Annotated in this window: 15 protein-coding genes; 7 read left to right on the top strand and 8 right to left on the bottom strand. The window is 62.9% G+C overall.

Going from position 1 to position 19,352, the window contains the following annotated elements:
* From HMPREF3157_RS04700 to HMPREF3157_RS04680, 5 genes are all read left to right on the top strand, one after another.
* The gene (locus HMPREF3157_RS04700) at positions 1-2,418 is read left to right on the top strand and encodes a DUF6049 family protein (RefSeq protein ID WP_016663512.1); all 2,418 of its coding nucleotides are present in this window, start codon (positions 1-3) and stop codon (positions 2,416-2,418) included.
* A 28-nt stretch (positions 2,419-2,446) separates the two neighbouring features.
* On the top strand, positions 2,447-6,520 hold the full coding sequence (locus HMPREF3157_RS04695) for a murein biosynthesis integral membrane protein MurJ (protein ID WP_016663513.1): 4,074 nt from the start codon (positions 2,447-2,449) through the stop codon (positions 6,518-6,520).
* On the top strand, positions 6,517-7,065 hold the full coding sequence (locus HMPREF3157_RS04690) for a hypothetical protein (RefSeq protein WP_016663514.1): 549 nt from the start codon (positions 6,517-6,519) through the stop codon (positions 7,063-7,065). The genes HMPREF3157_RS04695 and HMPREF3157_RS04690 overlap by 4 nt, the downstream gene beginning before the upstream one ends.
* A 72-nt stretch (positions 7,066-7,137) precedes the next feature.
* Positions 7,138-8,187: a thioredoxin-disulfide reductase gene (gene trxB, locus HMPREF3157_RS04685; protein WP_016663515.1), complete on the top strand. Its 1,050-nt coding sequence runs from the start codon at positions 7,138-7,140 to the stop codon at positions 8,185-8,187.
* Positions 8,184-8,528 carry a hypothetical protein gene (locus HMPREF3157_RS04680; protein WP_016663516.1) on the top strand — a complete coding sequence of 115 codons (345 nt, stop codon included), beginning with the start codon at positions 8,184-8,186 and terminating at the stop codon, positions 8,526-8,528. Before trxB ends, HMPREF3157_RS04680 begins: the two co-directional genes overlap by 4 nt.
* A 1,787-nt stretch (positions 8,529-10,315) precedes the next feature.
* On the opposite strand, the gene HMPREF3157_RS04675 is transcribed toward HMPREF3157_RS04680, so the two are convergent.
* The 8 genes from HMPREF3157_RS04675 to rpmH all read right to left on the bottom strand — a co-directional run bounded on the left by HMPREF3157_RS04675 (position 10,316) and on the right by rpmH (position 15,835).
* The gene (locus tag HMPREF3157_RS04675) at positions 10,316-11,710 is read right to left on the bottom strand and encodes a ParB/RepB/Spo0J family partition protein (RefSeq protein WP_016663518.1); all 1,395 of its coding nucleotides are present in this window, start codon (positions 11,708-11,710) and stop codon (positions 10,316-10,318) included.
* A 12-nt stretch (positions 11,711-11,722) separates the two neighbouring features.
* On the bottom strand, positions 11,723-12,592 hold the full coding sequence (locus HMPREF3157_RS04670) for a ParA family protein (RefSeq protein ID WP_051120681.1): 870 nt from the start codon (positions 12,590-12,592) through the stop codon (positions 11,723-11,725).
* Positions 12,593-12,626: 34 nt separating this feature from the next.
* The gene (rsmG, locus tag HMPREF3157_RS04665) at positions 12,627-13,301 is read right to left on the bottom strand and encodes a 16S rRNA (guanine(527)-N(7))-methyltransferase RsmG (protein WP_016663520.1); all 675 of its coding nucleotides are present in this window, start codon (positions 13,299-13,301) and stop codon (positions 12,627-12,629) included.
* A complete protein-coding gene (locus HMPREF3157_RS04660; protein WP_016663521.1) occupies positions 13,301-13,825 on the bottom strand; it encodes a Jag family protein in 525 nt (174 codons plus the stop codon). The genes rsmG and HMPREF3157_RS04660 overlap by 1 nt, the downstream gene beginning before the upstream one ends.
* A 9-nt stretch (positions 13,826-13,834) precedes the next feature.
* Positions 13,835-14,932, bottom strand: coding sequence for a membrane protein insertase YidC (gene yidC / locus HMPREF3157_RS04655; RefSeq protein ID WP_016663522.1), 1,098 nt, complete (start codon positions 14,930-14,932; stop codon positions 13,835-13,837).
* An 81-nt stretch (positions 14,933-15,013) separates the two neighbouring features.
* Positions 15,014-15,295, bottom strand: coding sequence for a membrane protein insertion efficiency factor YidD (yidD, locus tag HMPREF3157_RS04650; protein ID WP_016663523.1), 282 nt, complete (start codon positions 15,293-15,295; stop codon positions 15,014-15,016).
* Positions 15,292-15,684, bottom strand: coding sequence for a ribonuclease P protein component (gene rnpA, locus HMPREF3157_RS04645; protein WP_016663524.1), 393 nt, complete (start codon positions 15,682-15,684; stop codon positions 15,292-15,294). The genes yidD and rnpA overlap by 4 nt, the downstream gene beginning before the upstream one ends.
* A gap of 13 nt (positions 15,685-15,697) precedes the next feature.
* Entirely contained in the window at positions 15,698-15,835 is a 138-nt protein-coding gene (gene rpmH / locus HMPREF3157_RS04640) for a 50S ribosomal protein L34 (protein WP_016663525.1), read from the bottom strand.
* A 343-nt stretch (positions 15,836-16,178) separates the two neighbouring features.
* Between rpmH and dnaA the strand changes: the two genes are divergently transcribed.
* Together dnaA and dnaN are read left to right on the top strand one after the other, a co-directional pair.
* Positions 16,179-17,768: a chromosomal replication initiator protein DnaA gene (gene dnaA, locus HMPREF3157_RS04635; RefSeq protein WP_016663526.1), complete on the top strand. Its 1,590-nt coding sequence runs from the start codon at positions 16,179-16,181 to the stop codon at positions 17,766-17,768.
* A 452-nt stretch (positions 17,769-18,220) separates the two neighbouring features.
* Complete coding sequence (gene dnaN / locus HMPREF3157_RS04630) at positions 18,221-19,339, top strand: DNA polymerase III subunit beta (RefSeq protein WP_016663527.1); 1,119 nt, start codon at positions 18,221-18,223, stop codon at positions 19,337-19,339.
* Positions 19,340-19,352 lie beyond the last annotated feature (13 nt).

Here is a 19,352-nt window from a genome sequence, read left to right as displayed (position 1 = left end):
ATGCTTCGATCCGTGACGCGGCGCGTTTGTCGCGCCCTCTTCGTCATGGTCGCACTGTATTCGATCCTGTGTGCGGCTCTCGTGCCCGCCGGCGCGCTCGCCCAGCGGGACACCGCAGCGTACCAGTCTACCGGCCAGCAACCGCCCACGAATGTGGCACTGACCGCACCCGCCCTGCCGTCGGAACCCACCCCGTCACCGGAACCTGACGCCCGCGCGCCCCTCACGCTCGATCTTCGCGCGCTCACCCCCTCGGCGGTGAAGCCGGGCGGTACTGTCGAAGCCCGCGTGAACATTACCAACACGGGAAGCACCCCGCTCGAGGGCGTGGCCCTGCAACTCTCGGGGCTCACGTCGCGAGTCACGGATCGCACGGTTGCCGACGAATGGGCGGCGATGGATACGGCGGATACATCGCACCGAGGAACGGTGCGCGGAACTTCGGCCACGCGCACGCTCGGGCCGGGCGAGGCCGCCGAATTCACGGTGCGCGTCCCGGCGGACTCTCTCGGCTATACACGTGACGAATCACTGTGGGGGCCGCGCCGCATCGCCCTCACGGCAGTCACGGGGGCGCAGTCGTCAGCCGACGGCACCCAGCCCTCCACCGGAAGCACCGCCGCCGCAACTCTCCGCACATTTCTCGTGTGGCAGCCCACCGCCGAAACGCCCCGGATTTCCCTCGCCTACCTCGCGCCTCTCGCAAGTACCGATCCCGCGCTCGCGGCGACCGACCCCGATGCCTTCGCCAAGGACGTTCGCGAGGGTGCCTTCGCTGCGCAGTGGGACATTGCCCAGCGTACTGACGTGAGCTGGTGGCTCGACCCCTCCATGCTCACTGAGCTTAAGGCCCCCAAAGGGATGAGTACGCTCGACGAAGCGCTGTCTAAGCTCGATCCCGCCCCTTCCGACTCCACGCCGAGCCCGAGCCCTTCCCCGCCCACGACCCCCGCTGCCTCCGACGCGGGCGGCGCCGATGAACCCGCGAGCGCACCTGCCCCCGGAACCACGTGGGGACAGGATCACACCTGGGACGAGCGCCGCTCGGCGCTCATCGACGCGGCTTCGAGCCACGACGTTACGCTCGCGCCTTTCGCCCTCGCGAGCCCGGCAACTGCCCGCGCGACCGCGAAGCTCCTCGAAAAAGAGGCCTCCGCCGCTGCGACAAGCGCGGGCCTCAGCACGGCGCCGACAGTCGTCCGCATGGAACCCGAGGCGGTCTCCGCGAAAGCGATACGCGCATCGGGCGCGAAAGTCGCCCTTGTCCCCGCCGAATCCTTCTTCTCCTCCACGAACCCCAACGTCACACCGAGCGGCTACGCGCAGCTTGCACGCAAGGGTGAATCCACGGTCGCGCTCGTCGGCTACGACACGCGTCTGACCGAGCTTTCAGAGCATCTCGCTGACGCACACGACCCCGAACTGTCCTACCAGCGGGCTCTCGCGGACACGGCACTCATCGCGGGCCAGCCGGCGTCGGCCCCGCGCACCCTCCTGCTTGCGCCGTCCGCGACCTCTTCACTGAACCCCGAGCGCACGTCGCACCTGCTCGATGCCTTGAGCGCCGCGCCGTGGGTCGCCCACGCCCCTGCCACCACGCTTCTCGACGCGGCGACGGCAGGAAAGGGCACGACCTCGATCATCGGCGAGGGTGGGAACTACTGGGTTGGCTCGGTGAAGTCCGTGCGCGCGATCGGTGAGGGTTCCGACGCCAGCCCCGCCCACATCGACGCCTCGCCCGAAAAGGTGCCGGCGGGCGCAAGCGAACGGGTCGAGAAGAGCCTCACGTCGCTCACCGACGTGCGCGCGACGCTCAAGGACCCGAGCTACCTTTCCGGAGCGGTTCTTCTGGCGGCCTCGGGGGTGAGCAGCCCGTTTTTCGCGGACGCGAACGCGCACGTTCGACGGCTTTCTAGCATCGCGACGGTGACGGAAGCGAACACCCGGCGAATCTCGCTCACGCTCGCGGGAACCTACAACCTCGTCTCCAACGAAGCATCGATCCCATTTACCGTCCACAACGGATTCCCCACCCCGGCAACGCTCCAGCCCACGGTGTCGTTTTCTGACCGCATCGCAAAGACGGGCGGGAAGCTCTCACCGATCACTCTCCCCGCCCTCACGACGAGCGATCACTCCGTTCCCGTGCAAGCAGTGAAAAGCGGGAACGGCACGTTCACGGTGATGATCGCGAGCGAAAACGGGGTCATCCTCGATTCTCGCGAGAGCCAACTGAGCGTCAATCCGGAGTGGGAGAACTGGACGACCCTCGTCGCGATGGTGCTTCTTGCCGCGCTCGTCGCCACGGGCGTGATCCGCGCGGGCCGCACGAAGTCGGATGCCCGCAGCCCAGCCATCACGGCGCCCGAGGATCTTGAGAGCGTCGACGACCCCGACGCCTCCCCGCACCATTCGTGACACAGGAATTAAGGACCCGAACCGAACTATGAACAAACCGAGCACCTCCTCCGCGCGGGGCAAAGCTATGCGAGCGAGCGCCGTTATGGCTGTTGCCTCCGCGTCGACCCGACTCCTGGGTTTCGTGCGCACCTTTTTGCTCGGCATGGTGCTCGGCGGCTCGGCATCGATCGCGGCGAACGCCTATTCGGCAGCGCAAATTCTGCCGAACTCGCTGTGGATCCTCATCGGCGGCGGCACGCTCAACGCGATCCTCGTACCGGCGGTCGTGCGCGCAGCGAAGCTCCCGGATCGGGGCGAGGATTTCTGTTCGCGCCTGTTCACCCTGTTCTTCGTTGTCGCGGCGGCCATCACGACCCTGTGCACGCTTGCCGTTCCGCTCCTGACGGTCGTGGCGAACTCAAAGCTCGACCCGGGAACGGCGCAGGCCGCGACGGTTCTCGGCTATTTCATGATGCCGCAGATGATTTTCTCGTGCATCTACATCATGTTCGGGCAGATCCTCAACGCTCACGAGAGTTTCGGCCCGTTCACGTGGGCACCTGCGCTCAACAACATCATGAACATTGCAGGCTCGATCCTGTTCCTCGTTTTGTGGGGCACGCAGCCTGATGGCACGCAGTGGACGTGGGGCATGGTGCTCGTGCTCGCGTTTTCCCAAGTGGGGGGCAGCGCCGCGCAGGCCCTGCTCGTGTGGGCCTGGACGAGGAAGATCGGCCTCAAGATCAGGTTTAAGTGGGGTTTTCGCGGTCTGGGCCTACGCAAGCTCGGCACGATGGGCCTGTGGACGTTCGCCATGATGGTTATCGGCCAGATCGCGGTGTTCGCACGTCGCTGGTCAACGGGCGGTGCGGTCTCGGCGGTGGAAAAAGCGCAAGCGAGCGGGGTCGGCGCTTCCCGCGAGCTTTACCCCGCTCTCGCGGCCCTCGACTGGTCCTACACGGTTTTTATGCTCCCGCAGGGCATCATCGCCGTATCGCTCGTGACGAGTATCTTCCCGCGGATGTCGAAGCGCGTGACCGAACACGACCACCTCGGGGCCTACCGCACGTATTCGTCGATGAACAGGATTCTGTTCGTGCCGATGATCCTCGCGACCGCCGTGCTCGTTGTTCTCGCGGCGCCGATCATGTGGGTCGTTGTGGGCGGCACGAGTCCCACGGGCGCGGGTGCAAATGGGCTCGTGCTTATCGGCTACACGCTGGGACTTCCCGCGTTCGCGGCAACCTACCTCGTGACTCGCTACTTCTACGCCTATGAGGACACCCGCACGGCCTTCCTGATGCGCGTTCCCCCAACGGTGCTCTCGCTCATCGCGATCCCCGTGATCCTCTTCTGGGTCGATCCTCGCTATGCCGCTGCGGCGGGCGCTTTCGTAAGCTCGGTCGGGATTCTGATCGGGTGGCTCGAGGGCGTGTGGCACATGCGGCGCAATCTCGCCCGCAAGGGCGTCGACATGAGTCAGGTGAACTCGCTCGGTGCCGTGTCGATGGTTGCCCGTCTTCTCGTTGCCGGCCTGGTCTCAATGGCCGCGGGCTGGGGTCTCCTCGCACTTCTCGGCGATCTCACGTGGAAGGGGCGCCTCATCGCGATCGTCGTGGGCGTCATCGTTGCGGCGGTCATGACAGGGGTGTTTGCTCTTGTCGCGTGGGCGCTTCGCGTGTCTGAGATCCGCGACGCGGCAACGATGATCGCCTCCCGAGTCATGCGCAAGCGTGGCCGCGGGAAACCAGCAGAAAAGCCGCAGGAGGAGACTCCCGCCGCCGTGGAGGAAACCTCGAGCGTGCCAGAGGCACCCCGCTACGATGGTCAAACATCGGATCGAACTGTTCAAGCGAACCAAAGGATGACCGTGACCGATATTCGCAGCCTCGAGGAGCTTTTTTCCTCCCTCTCGCTGAGCCCTGCCCTGGACGGTTCGGGGCGCGGAGAATCTGGCCGCGTGCCATCGTCCACCACCGAAGGGGCGTCGTGGCATCGCGGTGTGAAGGAGAGCGGCGAGCCGATTCTCGTCTTCCTCGTGCGCGGGGAGTTTGCCGCCGATGTTCTCGATGCGGCCCGCCGCGTGTCTCTCGTGAGCGTTCCCGGCCTCGAGGCCGTCCATGACGTGCTTGAGCCGAGCGACGGCGAGTCGAAGGCGACCGCGGTGGTGTATACGGATCCGGGCCTTCCCACCCTCGCTGACCTCACCCGCGACGGCGCGCTTCGCGCAGAAACGGCCCGCACGATCGCGGGTCGCGTGACGACGACGCTCCAGGAGGCCCGTAGCAAGGGCATTCGCCACCACCACCTTGACGAGGATCGCGTGTTCGTGGATCTTGAGCACGATCAGGTGACGATCCTCGGCGCAGGTGTCGAAGATGCGGGCGACGAGGGTCTTTTGCACCTCACCGAACCCTTCACTCTCAGCCCGGACGTGCGAGCCGTGGGCCGGGTTTTGTATGTCGGGCTCGCGGGGCGCGGGCCGGAGTTTTTCGGTTCCGACGCCTCCTTCGATCCGTCGACAACGTCTCCGCGCACGGTTCCCGCCGAGCTGGGTGCGCTCACTGCGGCTCTTCTGACGCCGCTCACGCCGAATGCGCCCGCGGATGGACCGCGTCCGTTGTCGATTGAGGACGTACGCGAGGAGCTTTCACCGTGGCAATCGCTTCCGGTCACTCTCGAGGCGTACGATCCCGAGCAACACGCGGGGGCGCCTGTCCCACTCGCGGTGCGCAAGGCCGCGGGACCCATTGTCGCGGGGCCGTTTGAGCGCCAGGCGGAAGCACAGAGCATAGCTGCGGTAAGCGATTCCGAATCGCCTGCTCCCGCCGAGAACCCCGAGGCCAATGAGAATGTCGAGGCCGAAGAGAACGCTGAGCACACAGAAACTCCCGCAAACAGCGAAGGCCCCGAAATCACCGAGGGCTCCGAGGCCCCTGAAGCCACACTGACGGGCACGGCCGAGACGGTCGACAGGCCCCTTACGGATTCTGAAAAGCCGTGGTCCGAGGTCATCGACGCCCCTCAGAACCCAAGCGCGGCAAGCACCTTCCCCGGCCACATCGACCCGAGTACGCACTACGCCCCGGCTGCGCCTGCGGAGGAACCCACGGCGCCGGTGGCGCCCGTCGCCCCTGCCGCACCCGCCCCTATTCCGGTCGCGGGTCGCGAGGAGTCCCTCGCCGAATCTCCGCGCACACCAAACACGAACGATGAACCCCACTCAGCTCCCGGCCGCCCGGCCGTGGCGCCTCCCTCGGCAGTGCAGCACGCTGCCCCTCGCGTGCGCCAAAACGCTCCCGGAGCGGGTGTCGTCATCCCCGTGCAGGGCCGCGACGCGAGCGCCTTCGACGCGAACGCTCCCGCCCCGCAAAGCCCACAGCACGCTTCAGCATTCCGCGACGTCATGGACATCGCACTCGCCTCCGACGCATCGGGGAGCACCCCGGCTTCCGGCGCCAGCACAGTGTCTCGCTCGACAACGGCGCGCGTCATTCTCGTTGCTGCCCTCCTCGCCGTCATCCTCGGCCTCGTCTGGGCGGTAACGTCCGTGACGTCGGTGGGCCGCCACAATCGAGATGTCGCCACGAGCCCGACCACGCAGGCGTCGGAAGAAAAAGCCCCGAAAGAAACCGAGGCCCCGGCTGAAAAGCCGAGCGAAAAACCAACCGAGACGCCCAAGCCCCTCGCGCCGCTCAACCAGGTGAGCATCGTGTACCCGCCGGACCCCACGAAGGCTGATAAGCCCGAGAGGGCGGGGAACATGCTTGACGGCGATCCGGGTACCGTGTGGAAGACCCAGCGGTACAACGGCGCCGATTTCGGCAAGCTTCGCGACGGGATGGGCGTCAAGCTCGACCTCGGCGAAGGTGAAGTCAAGAACGTCCGCGTCACGCCCGGCGCGCAGCAGGGCGGCACGATCGAGCTGCGCACCCTGACTGAGGACGGCCAGCTCGGCGACGTGCTCGCCTCGGGCGAGGTCGCCGCCGGCCAAGACCTCACCCTCACGCCCGAGAAGCCCGTCGACGCGCGGGCGCTTGTGCTGTGGGCCCCGAACCTCGGCGCTGTCGACGGTGGGTTCCGCCTCGAAATCGCCGAAGTGAAGGTCAATCAGGAATGATGTTCTTTCGTCGCGGCTCGCGTCGCCGCTCACGCGCGCGAGGCGAATTGAAAAGCTGGACGGGCTTCCCACCCGGGGTGTTCGCCGCTTTTCTCGTCGTGACGATTCTCCTTGGCGTCATGCTGTCGTGGGCGCTCAACCTCAGCGTGACGATGGACGCACCTGCCTCGCAAAGCATCGCCGATTCGAACTCGGCCCCTGGAACCGATAATGCCGGCCTTCCGGTACTCACCGAGTACACGCTCGGCGCCGAGGTCCAAAACCTTCTCGATACCGGAAGCCTGCAAACGCCCGCGACGTTCGACGTCACGCAGTGCCTGAAGTCCCTGTCGTCGAAAGAGTCGGTGCTTATGCTCGAGCAGGTGTCGTGGGGCGCCGACGAAAACGCGTGGCTCCTTGTGCTCGATGAGCATAACCTCACGCAAGTTCGCCGCGAGGGTGGGGAAGTTTCCGCGTCCGTCGTGCGTTCCACATGCGGAAGAAATGCCGACGGCGCCTCCGATCTCCTGTTTTCCGCACGGGTACTCGTGGATCCGAAGAGCTGACCGCGGATCTCAGCCTTCCCACCTCCCCTTGTTCTGTTTGACCGTTGCGAGCTTTCGCTGTGAAAGGACATCATGACCACCTCTGAGCCTCAGACCCCGATCCTCAACACCCTCGGCGGTGGCTTCGGCATCAGCCTTGCGGGAGCGCAGACCGAGGCGGCTGAAACTGCTTCGCCTGCCGACGCTTCGGACGCCCCCGTGCGTGACATTGTGATCGTCGGTTCGGGCCCGGCGGGCTACACCGCCGCCGTTTACGCGGCGCGCGCTGGGCTGAAGCCCGTGGTCATCGCTGGCTCGCTTGATGCTGGCGGCGCCCTCATGACGACCACCGAGGTCGAGAACTTCCCCGGTTTTCCGGAGGGCATCATGGGCCCGGACCTCATGGGCAACATGCAGGAACAAGCGGAGCGTTTCGGCGCCGAGATCCTGTTCGAGGACGCTACCGACGTTGAGCTCGCAGGCGAGATCAAGACTATCCGCACCGAAAGCGGTGACGTGTTCCGCGCAAAGGCCGTCATCATCGCGACCGGTTCCGCCTACCGCAAGCTCGGCGTCGACGGCGAAGAGCGTCTTTCCGGCAAGGGCGTGAGCTGGTGTGCAACGTGCGACGGCTTCTTCTTCAAGGACAAGGACATCTTCGTCGTTGGCGGCGGCGATTCCGCTGTTGAAGAGGCAACCTTCCTCACCCGTTTCGGCAAGTCCGTTACCCTGCTTCACCGCCGTGACGCCCTGCGTGCCTCGAAGATCATGGCGAAGCGCGCGGAAGATGATCCCAAGCTTCAAATCCGTTGGAATACCCAGGTCGTTGGCATCGAGGGCGATAACGAGCTCTCGCACCTCGTGCTTGAAAATACCGTCACCGGTGAGCGTGAAACGGTTCCTGCCGATGGTCTTTTCGAGGCGATCGGGCACCTGCCCCGCTCCGATCTTTTCAAGGGCCAGATCGATATTGACGACGAGGGGTACATCCTCTGCGAGGGTCGCACGACCCACACCTCGCTCGAGGGTGTTTTCGCGTGTGGCGATGTCGTTGACCACCGCTACCGCCAGGCCATCACTGCGGCCGGTTCGGGTTGCTCGGCCGCTCTCGACGCAGAGAAATACCTCGCCACGCTCGAGTGAGCGAGCCCGGTTCCGACGGTTCACTTTCGAGTGAAGTCGTCACGTTTCACATTCATCTCTATTGGGCCTCGTGGGCGGCGCCGTCTCTTCCTGCGCCGCTCACGGCCCGCGAATTACGCGATCTTGACCTACCGTCCGTGAACGTTGTTGTTCATGACGTTTCGGTTGCGGACGATCCTGAGCAACAAGCGCCGCAATTTTCGCCTCGCGTACTTCCCTCGTGGCGCATCGTTGCGCTTCGCGGTTCCGAAGTAGTGGGCGAACGAGTGCTCGAAGGTGCGAGCCCGAAGTTTGTCGTGCGCGATGCGCTCGAGGATCTGCGGCGCGCCACTGTCTGCTAACACTGCACGTCCCACCGGAGACATTCACCCGATCGTCGTCACCGTGGCCTGCATCACAGGGTTATCCCCATATTTATCCACACTCTTTTCACGGGTGCTGCAGCCCATTGTGGACAAGTAACGAATGACGCCCTGACCTGCAGTTTTACCGTTCATGGTGGGCCTTGCGACGCCTGCCTTGGCACGCGCATTCCTGGCTAGCGGGCTACGTCTCCCACGTTATCCACACACCTCTTCACATATGTGAGCTAACTTGCCTAGCTACACGTGGAACCCCTCTGTCGCGTCCCAGCGCCTATCCCACACACCTCCGTCGCTACCCCGCTGCCTCGGTCCACACTGTCCGCCGCACGCATCAGTTGTGGATAGATTCCAGAACCCGCGGTAGGACCCGTAGGGCTGTTTCCCGTGAAACCCCGCAATGTGCGAGTAACGATTATCAGCGAGCTCTCCTGCGTCAAGAACAGTTCTTAAGCTGAGGGAACTCGCGAATAGCCTCGAGCGTCCTAGTAAGCACGTCCTGACGCCAATACACGACATTTCACGTGAAACACCACTGATGGGCTATATCAGCACCCGCAGCCGCCCCACGTGCCAATAGACCCGAACCGCTTTGATCCCACTCGACGCATACAGAAGACCTCCCATCGATCTAAGTCCGTGCTCTGCGGAGCGCACGAAGTTTCACGTGAAACGCAGTCCTTAAAACTAGAGAACAAAATCAAACGTTGGCGTAGCGGAGGATGACCAACCCGTGGGCCTTAAAGTTCGTCGAGCCAAAGTTGCGGAAAGCAAACTAGGGAGTTTCACGTGGAACACCTCAGGATCGATACGCCAAACCCTCCTTAACGGACACATACAGCGGTAGAGCGCCGCGGCTAAGTGAGCAGCGCGCTTGTTTCACGTGAAACTCTTTTGAGTTGCAGCGACGCGCGCCCGAACTACCGAAACCAAGCGACTCAAAGTTCTCTTCTCCTCGAAGTGTTGTTTCACGTGAAACGCATACCAGCCAACGACGGTAGCAGAACGCAACGAGGTAGTTAGCTGTGTATGTTTCACGTGAAACGATGTCTTTTCTTTCATTAGTCCAACGCGTTCTCTCGGGGAACTCTCAAGATGACGAAATAGCGAGTGACTTCGTATCGAAGAAAGAGCAACCTGTTTCACGTGAAACGGTTGACGCTACTTCTCGAATAGCTGACCATTCGAGCAATACTGGGAATTTGGCCGAGCCTCGTAATCCAACCAACAGCCCATCAGTAGAGTTTCACGTGAACCGAGGTGCCGTGGCCAAGCCGACAAATACTCCACATGATTGGTAAGGGTCTCGCGAGTGGCTGCAGGTGGTAGCGGTTTCACGTGAAACGTGAATCCGCGCTGATACTGAGTCGAAGCAGGGCGAGGTCTTTTCGGCGAAACCGCGTTCCACGTGAAACACGGAAGAGTATGACGAAACGGCTGGGAACTCGGGCATACAAATACGGCTTATCTACGATCCATAGGTACGCATGGGAGAGCGCAGGAGCCTGCCGGGAGCTCAAGACCACAACGGAGATGTGGTTAAGGGCGGTTGGCCTCCCGGCACCAGCTATTCTGCAAAAGCAGCGCGGGTTGACGTGCAATTACAACGATGGCCGCCCTGGAACCCAGGGGCCAAACACGAGAGGCTTCCGCAAAAAGGCGTGCACGTTTCAATATGCGACCGCAGCAAGCGTTAGCGAAGGTTCCCGGAAAACAGTTCCACAAATATTCGACGACTAAGGGAAGTCGTCTGGGACCCGTCAGGCTCAGTCCTGCGGGAGCTCGACGTCCTCGAGGCCGAGCTTCGCCACGATCCGTTCGAGATCGTCGAGGTTCGTGAACTCGAGCGTGACTTTACCTTTGCGCTTACCGACATCGATGCGCACCGGTGCCTCAAGCTTCGTCGACAGCTGCGAGGTCAGGGATACAACGCGCGGGTTGTACGAACTACGTCGAGTCACCGTGCGGGTTGCCGACGAGGATTCAACACCATTCGCAATAAGGCGCTCAACAGCGCGAACGCTCAGGCCTTCGCTCACGATGCGCTGGGCAAGCTCCTCCTGAAGCTGGACATCATCGAGGCCCAGAAGCGCGCGGGCGTGTCCCGCAGAAAGCGCGCCGGACTGGAGTCGACGCTGCACGAGGGGAGGAAGGCGAAGCAAGCGCAGGGTATTGGAGATCTGCGGGCGCGAGCGCCCAATGCGATCGGCGAGCTCATCCTGGGTGCAGTTGAAGTCCTCGAGGAGCTGGCCATAGGCGGCTGCCTCTTCCAGGGGATTCAGCTGCGAGCGGTGCAGGTTTTCGAGAAGCGCATCACGAAGAAGATCGTCGTCGGCGGTCGAACGCACGATCGCGGGAATCGACTTGAGACCAGCGCGTTTCGCGGCCCGCCAACGGCGCTCACCCATGACGATCTCAAAGGATTCGCCATCGACGGAGTCGGTAACGGGACGAACAACAATCGGCTGAAGAACACCGACTTCACGGAGCGAATAGGCGAGCTCGTCGAGTTCATCCTCGTCAAAAACAGTTCGCGGGTTGCGGGGATTTTCGCGGATCTCGGCGATCGGCACCTCGACAAACTCGGCGCCCGGCACGGGCACGAGACCGTCGTGGGACGGCTGTGCGGTCGCAGCAGCAACCTGCGCATCTCCTTCCGAGGGCACCTCAACCGGAGCGGTCGCGGAGGTTTTCGATGCGCCCTCGTCACCGGTCTTACGCGCTGCCGCTGCGGGCTTAGCTGCGGCCTTCTTGCCGTTTCGGCGCTTCGAGCGTGCATCGCGTGCCCACGAATCAGCGAGCTCAAGATCGGCTGCGCGCCGACGCTCGCTCGACTTATCAGTGGATTCAGATTCGGAGCTAAAGAACATGTCGGCGCCGCGTGTGCCGGCTGGCTTCGACGCGGAAGCCTTGGGCTCAGCAGGGGCGGGAGTAGCGTCGGACGCCTTCTTCGAGGGTGAGGAGGACGCGGCAGGCTTGGGCGCAGCAGACTTCGAGGAGGCGCCGGAGCGCTGTGCCGAGGTGGGCGCCTTCGTGCCGGCCGACTTCGCGGAAGGCTCGGGCGTGGGCGTGTCCTTCGCCTCGGGCTTCTCGGTTGCGGCAGGCTCGGAGCTGGGGATCAGTGCACCGATACCCCGACCAAGGCCACGTTTCTTCGCCATGATCTCCTCGTTTCAGTTCTTAGGCTCGGGGCGACGGGAAATCTCGTGCGCAGCGGCGCGGTACGCGAGAGCACCCGTGCTGTTGGGATCGTAATTCAAGACGGTTTGCGCGTAGCTCGGGGCTTCCGAAATGCGCACCGACCGGGGGATGACGGTATCGAGGGTTTGCGTGGGGAAGTGCGCACGCACATCCTCGGCCACCTGGGCCGCGAGGCGGGTGCGGGCGTCATACATCGTGAGCAGGATCGTCGAGACCACAAGGTCAGGGTTGAGGTGCTTGCGGATGAGGTCGATGTTCTTCCACAGCATCGCGATGCCCTCGAGCGCGTAGTACTCGGCCTGGATCGGCATGAACACCTCGCGCGCGGCCACAAGGGCATTAATCGTCAAAAGCCCAAGCGAAGGCGGGCAATCGATGAGAACGTAGTCGAGGCGAGGAAGGCCCTTTTGCTCGCGTTCCTCGAAGTAGTCGGCAAGCGCGTTCTTGAGCCTGGATTCGCGCGCCACCATCGGAACAAGTTCGATCTCGGCACCCGAAAGGTCGATCGTCGCGGGGGCGCACTCGAGGGTGTCCGCTTCGGGAGAGGGGGTCACGATCGCCGAAAGCGGCTCATCCTCGATGAGCACGTCGTAAAGCGAGGCGATTTCGGGATCGTGCGGGATGCCGAGAGCCGTCGAAGCGTTGCCCTGAGGGTCCGAATCGATAACGAGAACATTGAGACCGCCCTTGGCGAGCGCGACCGCAACGTTGACGGCGCTCGACGTTTTACCGACGCCGCCCTTCTGATTCGCGACGGCCATGATGCGGGTGTGTTCTGGCGCGGCGAAGGTCGCCTTCTCGAGGCGCTTGCGAAGCTCCATGTCGTTACGAAGCTGCCGCATGAGCGGTGTTTCATCGAGAGAGTTCTTCTTCTTCTCAGCCACGACGCGGCCCCTTTCGCCCCGATACCTCACGAACGTGTGCTCGTACCACTGTAGTAGGAACCTCCACGGATGGATCTCCGAATTCCTCAACGCGAACATCGCATGCGCCAAGACGGGCGAGGGTCTTTTCTGCCTTCACGACTTCGTCACGCGCGCTCCTGCCCTTCATCACCACGAGCTCGCCGCCGATGCGCACAAGCGGAACGGTCCACTTCGCGAGCTTATCGAGCGCCGCCACGGCACGCGCGGTCACCGCATCGAACTCACGCTCACCATGAAGGTCCTCAGCGCGAGCGCGCACAACCTCGACATTGACGAGATTCAGCTCCTCGACCGCTCGCTCAAGGAAGTCCACACGGCGCTGCATCGTCTCGATGAGGGTCACGTCAATATCCTCGCGGGCAATCGCGATGACGAGCCCCGGAAGGCCGGCACCCGAACCTACATCCGCGAGCGATTCGACGAGGCCCGCGGGCCCGAGGGCACGCACCATGAGGGCGCAATTGATGACGTGCCGCTCCCAAATGCGATCGACTTCGCGGGGCCCAATGAGGCCTTCTTCCGCTCCGCGGGTACGCAGAATCTCCGCGTACTGCTCGGCAAGTGCAAGACGTTCACCGAAGAGGTCGCGAGCGAGAGAGTCGAGGTGTGCGGGAGCGGGAAGCATCAGTCTTCGGGGTAGATCACGACGTGGCGGGTCTTGCCCTCACCGTCGGATTCCGAGTGCAGGCCGTGGCGCTTTGCAACATCGTGCACGACCTTGCGCTCGAACGGGTTCATGGGCCGAAGGGGAACGGGAACCTCGCCGTTCTTGGCCTGTTCGACAGCCTTCTCGGCAAGTTCCTCAAGCTCACTCTTGTGGCTTGCGCGGAAACCACCGATGTCCAGCATGAGGCGCGAGCGCACGCCCGTCTTCGTTTGAACGGCGAGCCGCGTGAGCTCCTGGAGGGCTTCGAGGAGTTCACCCTTCGGCTCGTTGAGGGCGCTCAGCTCGGCGGCGCCGCGGATCTCCACGGATGCGCGATCGCCGTCGACGTCAATGTCGATATCGCCATCGAGATCGGCGATGTCCATGAGTTCTTCGAGGTAGTCGGCGGCGAAGTCGCCCTCCTCTTCGAGGCGCGCGAGGCGCTCGTCGGCGGACGTCTGGGTGTCCACCGCTTCGTTGTCAAAAGTGTCGTTCTCGCTCATCGGGAATCCTTACTTCTTCTTGCGCTTCTTGCCGAGGGCGTTGCTCTGCTTCGAGCCGCCCGCCTTCTGTGCACCGTTTTGAGCGGCCTTCTTGCGGCGCTCTTCGATGGCCTTCGCTCGCTTTTCGCGGGCACGCTGGAGCATTTCTTCATCGCTCAGCTTCCGGCCGTTTTCGTACCGCTTCGGCTGCACGCGGATGCTCTCGGCTTTGGCCGCTTCCATCTCCTGCACGCGCTTGGACTTCTTCGGCGTGAAGTCAAGCGGCTCAAGACCCTGCTTCTCACGCTTCTTGTTGATGCGCTCGTGGCGAGCCTTTTCAGCGGCGGAACCGGGGGTCGGGTTCTTCGAGATCATCCACCACTGCTGGCCGAACGTCCACACGTTGGTCGTGAGCCAGTACCCGAGCACACCGATCGGCATACCGGGACCCGAGATCACGTAGATGAACGGGAGCATATAGAGCATCATCTTCTGCGTGGACGCCATCGGGCCTTCGAGAGCCGACGGCGGCATGTTGCGCATCGTCAGTTCCTTCTGCGTCAGGAACGTCACGAGCACCATGAGTGCGATGATGACGCCCGCGATGATCTTCGCGGACATGTCGCCAGTGAGGAACGAATCGGAGATCGTCGTACCACCGAAGATGCGCGCGTTGTGGGCGCTATCGGCTAGCTCGGGCGTGAGGATGCCGAAGCTCTTGTTGCTCTTTGCGGCCTCCGGCAGCTTGTAGAAAAGCACGCGGAAAAGCGCGAAGAAGATCGGCATCTGAATGAGGACAGGAAGGCACGAGCCCACGGGGTTGGCGTCGTGCTCCTTGTAGACCTGCATCGTCTCGTTGGCCATGGCCTGACGGGACTCGGGGTCGGTCTTGCCCTTGTACTTCTGCTGGATCGCCTTGAGCTCGGGGGCGGCCATTTGCATGCCGCGGGAGCTCTTAATCTGCTTGACGAAAAGCGGGAAGATGATGATGCGGACCACGACCGTGAGAAGCACGATCGACAGCAGCCAGGTCCAACCCGAATCCGGGTCCATGACGAAGGACAGCAGTTTGTGGGCCTGGACCATGATCCAGACGACGACCCACTCGATGGGGTAAAGAATGTTCAACTTCGGCCTTTTCTTCCTGCCGCTCGCATGCGCATGACGGTCATGCGATGAGCGGCGCGAGGTCGGGTGTTCGGGTCAAGCCTAGTGGGTGTGGGCGAACTCGGTACTTTCAGTGTCCCGTTCGGGAGCGGGTTTCGGGTTCGTCCACATGCCGGGTGCGGGGGTTGGGTCGATCCCGCCTCCGCTCAGGGGGTTGCACCGCAGGATCCGCCACGCGGTGAGAAGGAGCCCCTTGAGAGCTCCGTGGCGGCGGATCGAGTCGAGTGCGTATTGCGAGCACACGGGCGTAAACATGCACGCGGCCGGCAGGTACGGGGAAATCCCTCGCTGGTACGCGCGAATGATTCCGACGGTTGCCTTCATCCCCGTGTTCCCTCATGCGTGGCGTTGCGCTTCGCGAGCTTGCCGAGGGCGGAGGTGAGTGCGGAATCGACTTCGCTGACGAGCGTGTCGTGCCCGATGTCGTTGATGCCGGCGCGCGTGCGCACAACGACGGTTGCGTACGCGGGTAGGCGATCGAGGCGGGCTCTCATGATTTCCCGCAGCCTGCGCTTGGTGCGGCTGCGGACGACAGAGTTGCCGACCTTTTTTGACACGACAAATCCCACGCGCGGCTCCTCCTGGATCCTTTTGACCTCCGGTGAGGAAAGGATCGCGAGGTGCACGACCACGTGGGATCGGGCCGCTGACACTCCCTGGCGGGTGGTCAGGCGGAAGTCGTCGTTGTGACGTAGGCGGCTCGCTGCCCGCACGTCACGCCGCGGCTCAGGCCGAGAGGGACGCGCGGCCCTTCGAGCGGCGCGCGTTGATGATGGCGCGGCCCGCGCGGGTGCTCATGCGTGCGCGGAAGCCGTGCTTCTTGGCGCGGCGGCGGTTGTTCGGCTGGAACGTACGCTTGGTCATCTTTTCTCTCCAAATAAATCGGGGCCCTCGTCTCCGGGAAGGAACCGCGTGGCGGCCGGAGGGCCCGGTTAAAGACGGCCCGTGGGGCCAATGGTTTCGGGTGTGTGCGCGAAACCGAACGCGTCGGTTCCGTGAACACAGACTGATCGAGTCTAGAATCGCGCGGCTAGCCGGTCAATGGAACGAGCCTCGATTCAGCGAAGTGTGCCTAGAATCTCATGGTTATCCCCAACGATTTAACAGGGTGTGCGCCTTCTTCCACGTCATTGGGCATAAATGTGGAAAACATGGTGGATAATTATGGACGTCCGCCGCACCCCCGATTCCCACGAGGAGCCCCCGAATGGACGAGACCGCACTCGATCGCGACGCGCTGTGGGCCGAGTGCCAGCAGATCCTGCGCGCCGATGACTCGGTGTCGAATCGCCACCTCGCCTACGTGACCCTCTCCAGTTTGCGAGGATTTCTCGAGGACACGGCCCTCATTGCGGTGCCAAATGCAACGGTCAAGGACCTTTTCGAGATGCGGATCCCCGATCAGCTTCGTTCGTCGCTCTCGCAGGCGATGGGCAAACCCGTGACGTTCGCGGTGACGATCGACCCCACGCTGGGCCTCGACGACGAGCCAGAACCGAGCGCCCCATCGAGCACCGCCCCGGTGGACAACGTTGTGGATAACTCTGTGAATTCATCGGGATCAATCCCCGTCACCCCACGTCACGATGGGGATAACTCTGTGAATGTGGCATCGCCGTGGTCCCAGCAACCGTCGGACCTCACGCCCTATTCCCCCTACACGCCCGCCGAGGGAACCGACCGAGCCGAGGCACCGGCCAGCTCCAGCGACCTCCCCACCTCCTCGTCACTCGGAAACGATTCGCGGCTCAACCCGAAGTACACGTTCGCCACGTTCGTCGTGGGCGCCTCAAACCGCTTCGCTCAGGCTGCCGCCTACGCGGTCGCCGAACAGCCCGCACTCGCCTACAACCCCCTGTTCATCTATGGCGGATCGGGCCTCGGCAAGACCCACCTCCTGCACGCGACAGGTCACTACGCCAAGCAGCTGCACCCAAACATCCAGGTCAGGTACGTAAATTCCGAGGAATTCACGAACGACTTCATCAACTCGGTGCAGTCGGGTCAGTTCGGTAAGGCCCAGGAGTTTCAGCGGCGCTACCGCGACATCGACATTCTCCTGATCGACGACATCCAGTTCCTTCAGCGCGCGCCCGAAACCCTCGAGGCGTTCTTTCACACGTTCAACACCCTGCACAACGCGAACAAGCAGATCGTCATCACCTCGGATCTCCCACCGAAGCTCCTCGGCGGCCTCGAAGATCGCATGCGCTCGCGATTCGAGATGGGCCTCATGACGGACGTGCAACCGCCGGACCTCGAAACCCGCATCGCGATTTTGCGCAAGAAAGTCGCGGCCGAAAACACCGAAGAAGTGCCGCGCGAGGTGCTCGAATACATCGCGGAGAACATCTCCACCAATATTCGGGAGCTCGAGGGTGCGCTCATCCGCGTCCAGGCCCTGCACTCGCTCTCGAAGCAGCCCATGGACGTCGAGCTCGCGCAAAACGTGCTGAAAGACCTGCTCACGCACGATGGCAGCGCTGAAATCACGCCGAACCTCATCATCGCGGAAACGGCGTCGTACTTTGGCTTCGGTGTCGATGAAATCAAGGGCACCGCGCGCACGCGCGCACTGGTCACGGCCCGCCAATGTGCGATGTATCTGTGCCGTGAGCTCACCGAGATGCCGCTCATGGCCATCGGTGACGCGTTCGGCGGGCGCGATCACACGACTGTGATCCATGCCTACAAGAAAGTTTCGACCCTCATGAAAGAGCGTCGCGCCCTGTTTAACCAGGTCACGGAACTTACGGCGCGAGTGAAGGCGAACGCGCAGGAGCAGGGGAGGCGCTGAGGTCCGACGGTTGCGGGCCGCGCAACGCTCCTGGTCAGGCCCACAGTTTCCAGAATTGTGGAAAACTTTGTGGAGAATGTGCACGCACGGCTTGCCTTTTGTGAGTTGACGGCGCGCAAACACTTGCGAAAATGACAGTTATACCCAATGCATCAACAGTTCCTCGTCGATCCTCACACCGAATCCGAAACGTGTAGTTCTCGCTCTGACCTGCAATAATAGTGGTTATCCACAGCGTCAACAGACGTAATTAAGAGGGTTGTTTAAACTTGAGATGCGGGTAATGGGGAAAAGTCGCGTGACAGCGCACGCTCGAGCCTCGACGATGTGGAATCCTTGGGGATGAGAATGACAAGCGTGTAATTTTGACCCGGGCGCGAAGCCAAGAATTTGGCTAAAGTTGGGAAGTACGCGCGAGGGCGCGGCAAGCTTTTTTGTAAAGGAGCCGAGGCGTGAAATTTCATCTTGATCGGGACGTGCTGAGCGATGCCGTTTCGTGGGCAACCCGCACACTCCCGCAGCGCCCCGCAATGCCCATCCTTCAGGGCGTGAGGATCGTTGCCGAAGAAGGTGAACTGAAGTTTTCGACCTTCGACTACGAAGTCAGTGCCCATATTTCAGTCGAAGCTGACATCGACGAACCAGGTGAGGTACTCGTCCAGGGCAAGATGCTCAACGACATTGTGCGGGCGCTGCCCCACAAAACCGTGTCCGTCACGCACGAGGGCCCCAAGGTCGAAATCCTGTGTGGTTCCTCGCGGTTCTCACTCGCGACGCTCCCCGTTGCGGAATACCCCGTGCTTCCGGAGATGCCACCCGTAGTGGGCACCGTCGACTCGGGAACGTTCGCGCGGGCCATCTCGCAGGTGTCAATCGCCGCGAGCAAAGACGACGTCGTTCCCCTGCTCACCGGCGTTAAGGTCACGATCGACGGCGAAAAAGTCATGATGGCCGCGACCGACCGCTACCGCCTCGCCGTGCGCGAGTTCACGTGGAACCCCGCGAGCCCCTCGAGCGAACTGAGTGCCCTCGTGCGATCACGAACCCTTACCGAGGTGGCGCGATCGCTCAGCGGCGGCAACGTCGAGATTGCGCTCAATGAAGGCGAGACGGCAAACCTTATCGGTTTCGAATCCTCTGGCCGCCGCACGACCTCGACCCTCGTCGACGGCGATTACCCGCCCGTGCTGCGCCTGTTCCCGGACGTCACGCCGTACACCGTGAGTGTCGCGACAGCGCCCCTGATCGAGGCCGTCAAGCGCGTGAGCCTTGTCGCCGAGCGCAACACCCCTGTTCGCCTCACCTTCAGCGAGGGGCAGGTTGCCCTCGAAGCGGGCGACGGCGACGACGCACAGGCGAGCGAAGTCCTCGAAGCACAGGTCGATGGCGGCGACTTGGTCGTCGGCTACAACTCGGGCTTCCTCCTCGATGGCCTCGGCGCACTCGGCACCGATTTCACGCACTTCTCGCTTCCCGATTCGGTCAAGCCAACCGTGCTGCGTGGCCAGGAGTCGCTCGAAGCGGCGCCGGAGGAGCACTACCGCTACCTCCTCATGCCCATGCGCATCTGAGTTCCTGATTCTC

It is taken from the genome of Dermabacter sp. HMSC06F07 (assembly GCF_001807345.1).
GTDB classification, from domain to species: Bacteria; Actinomycetota; Actinomycetes; order Actinomycetales; family Dermabacteraceae; genus Dermabacter; species Dermabacter hominis.
This window is presented reverse-complemented; position numbering and strand designations above follow the sequence as displayed.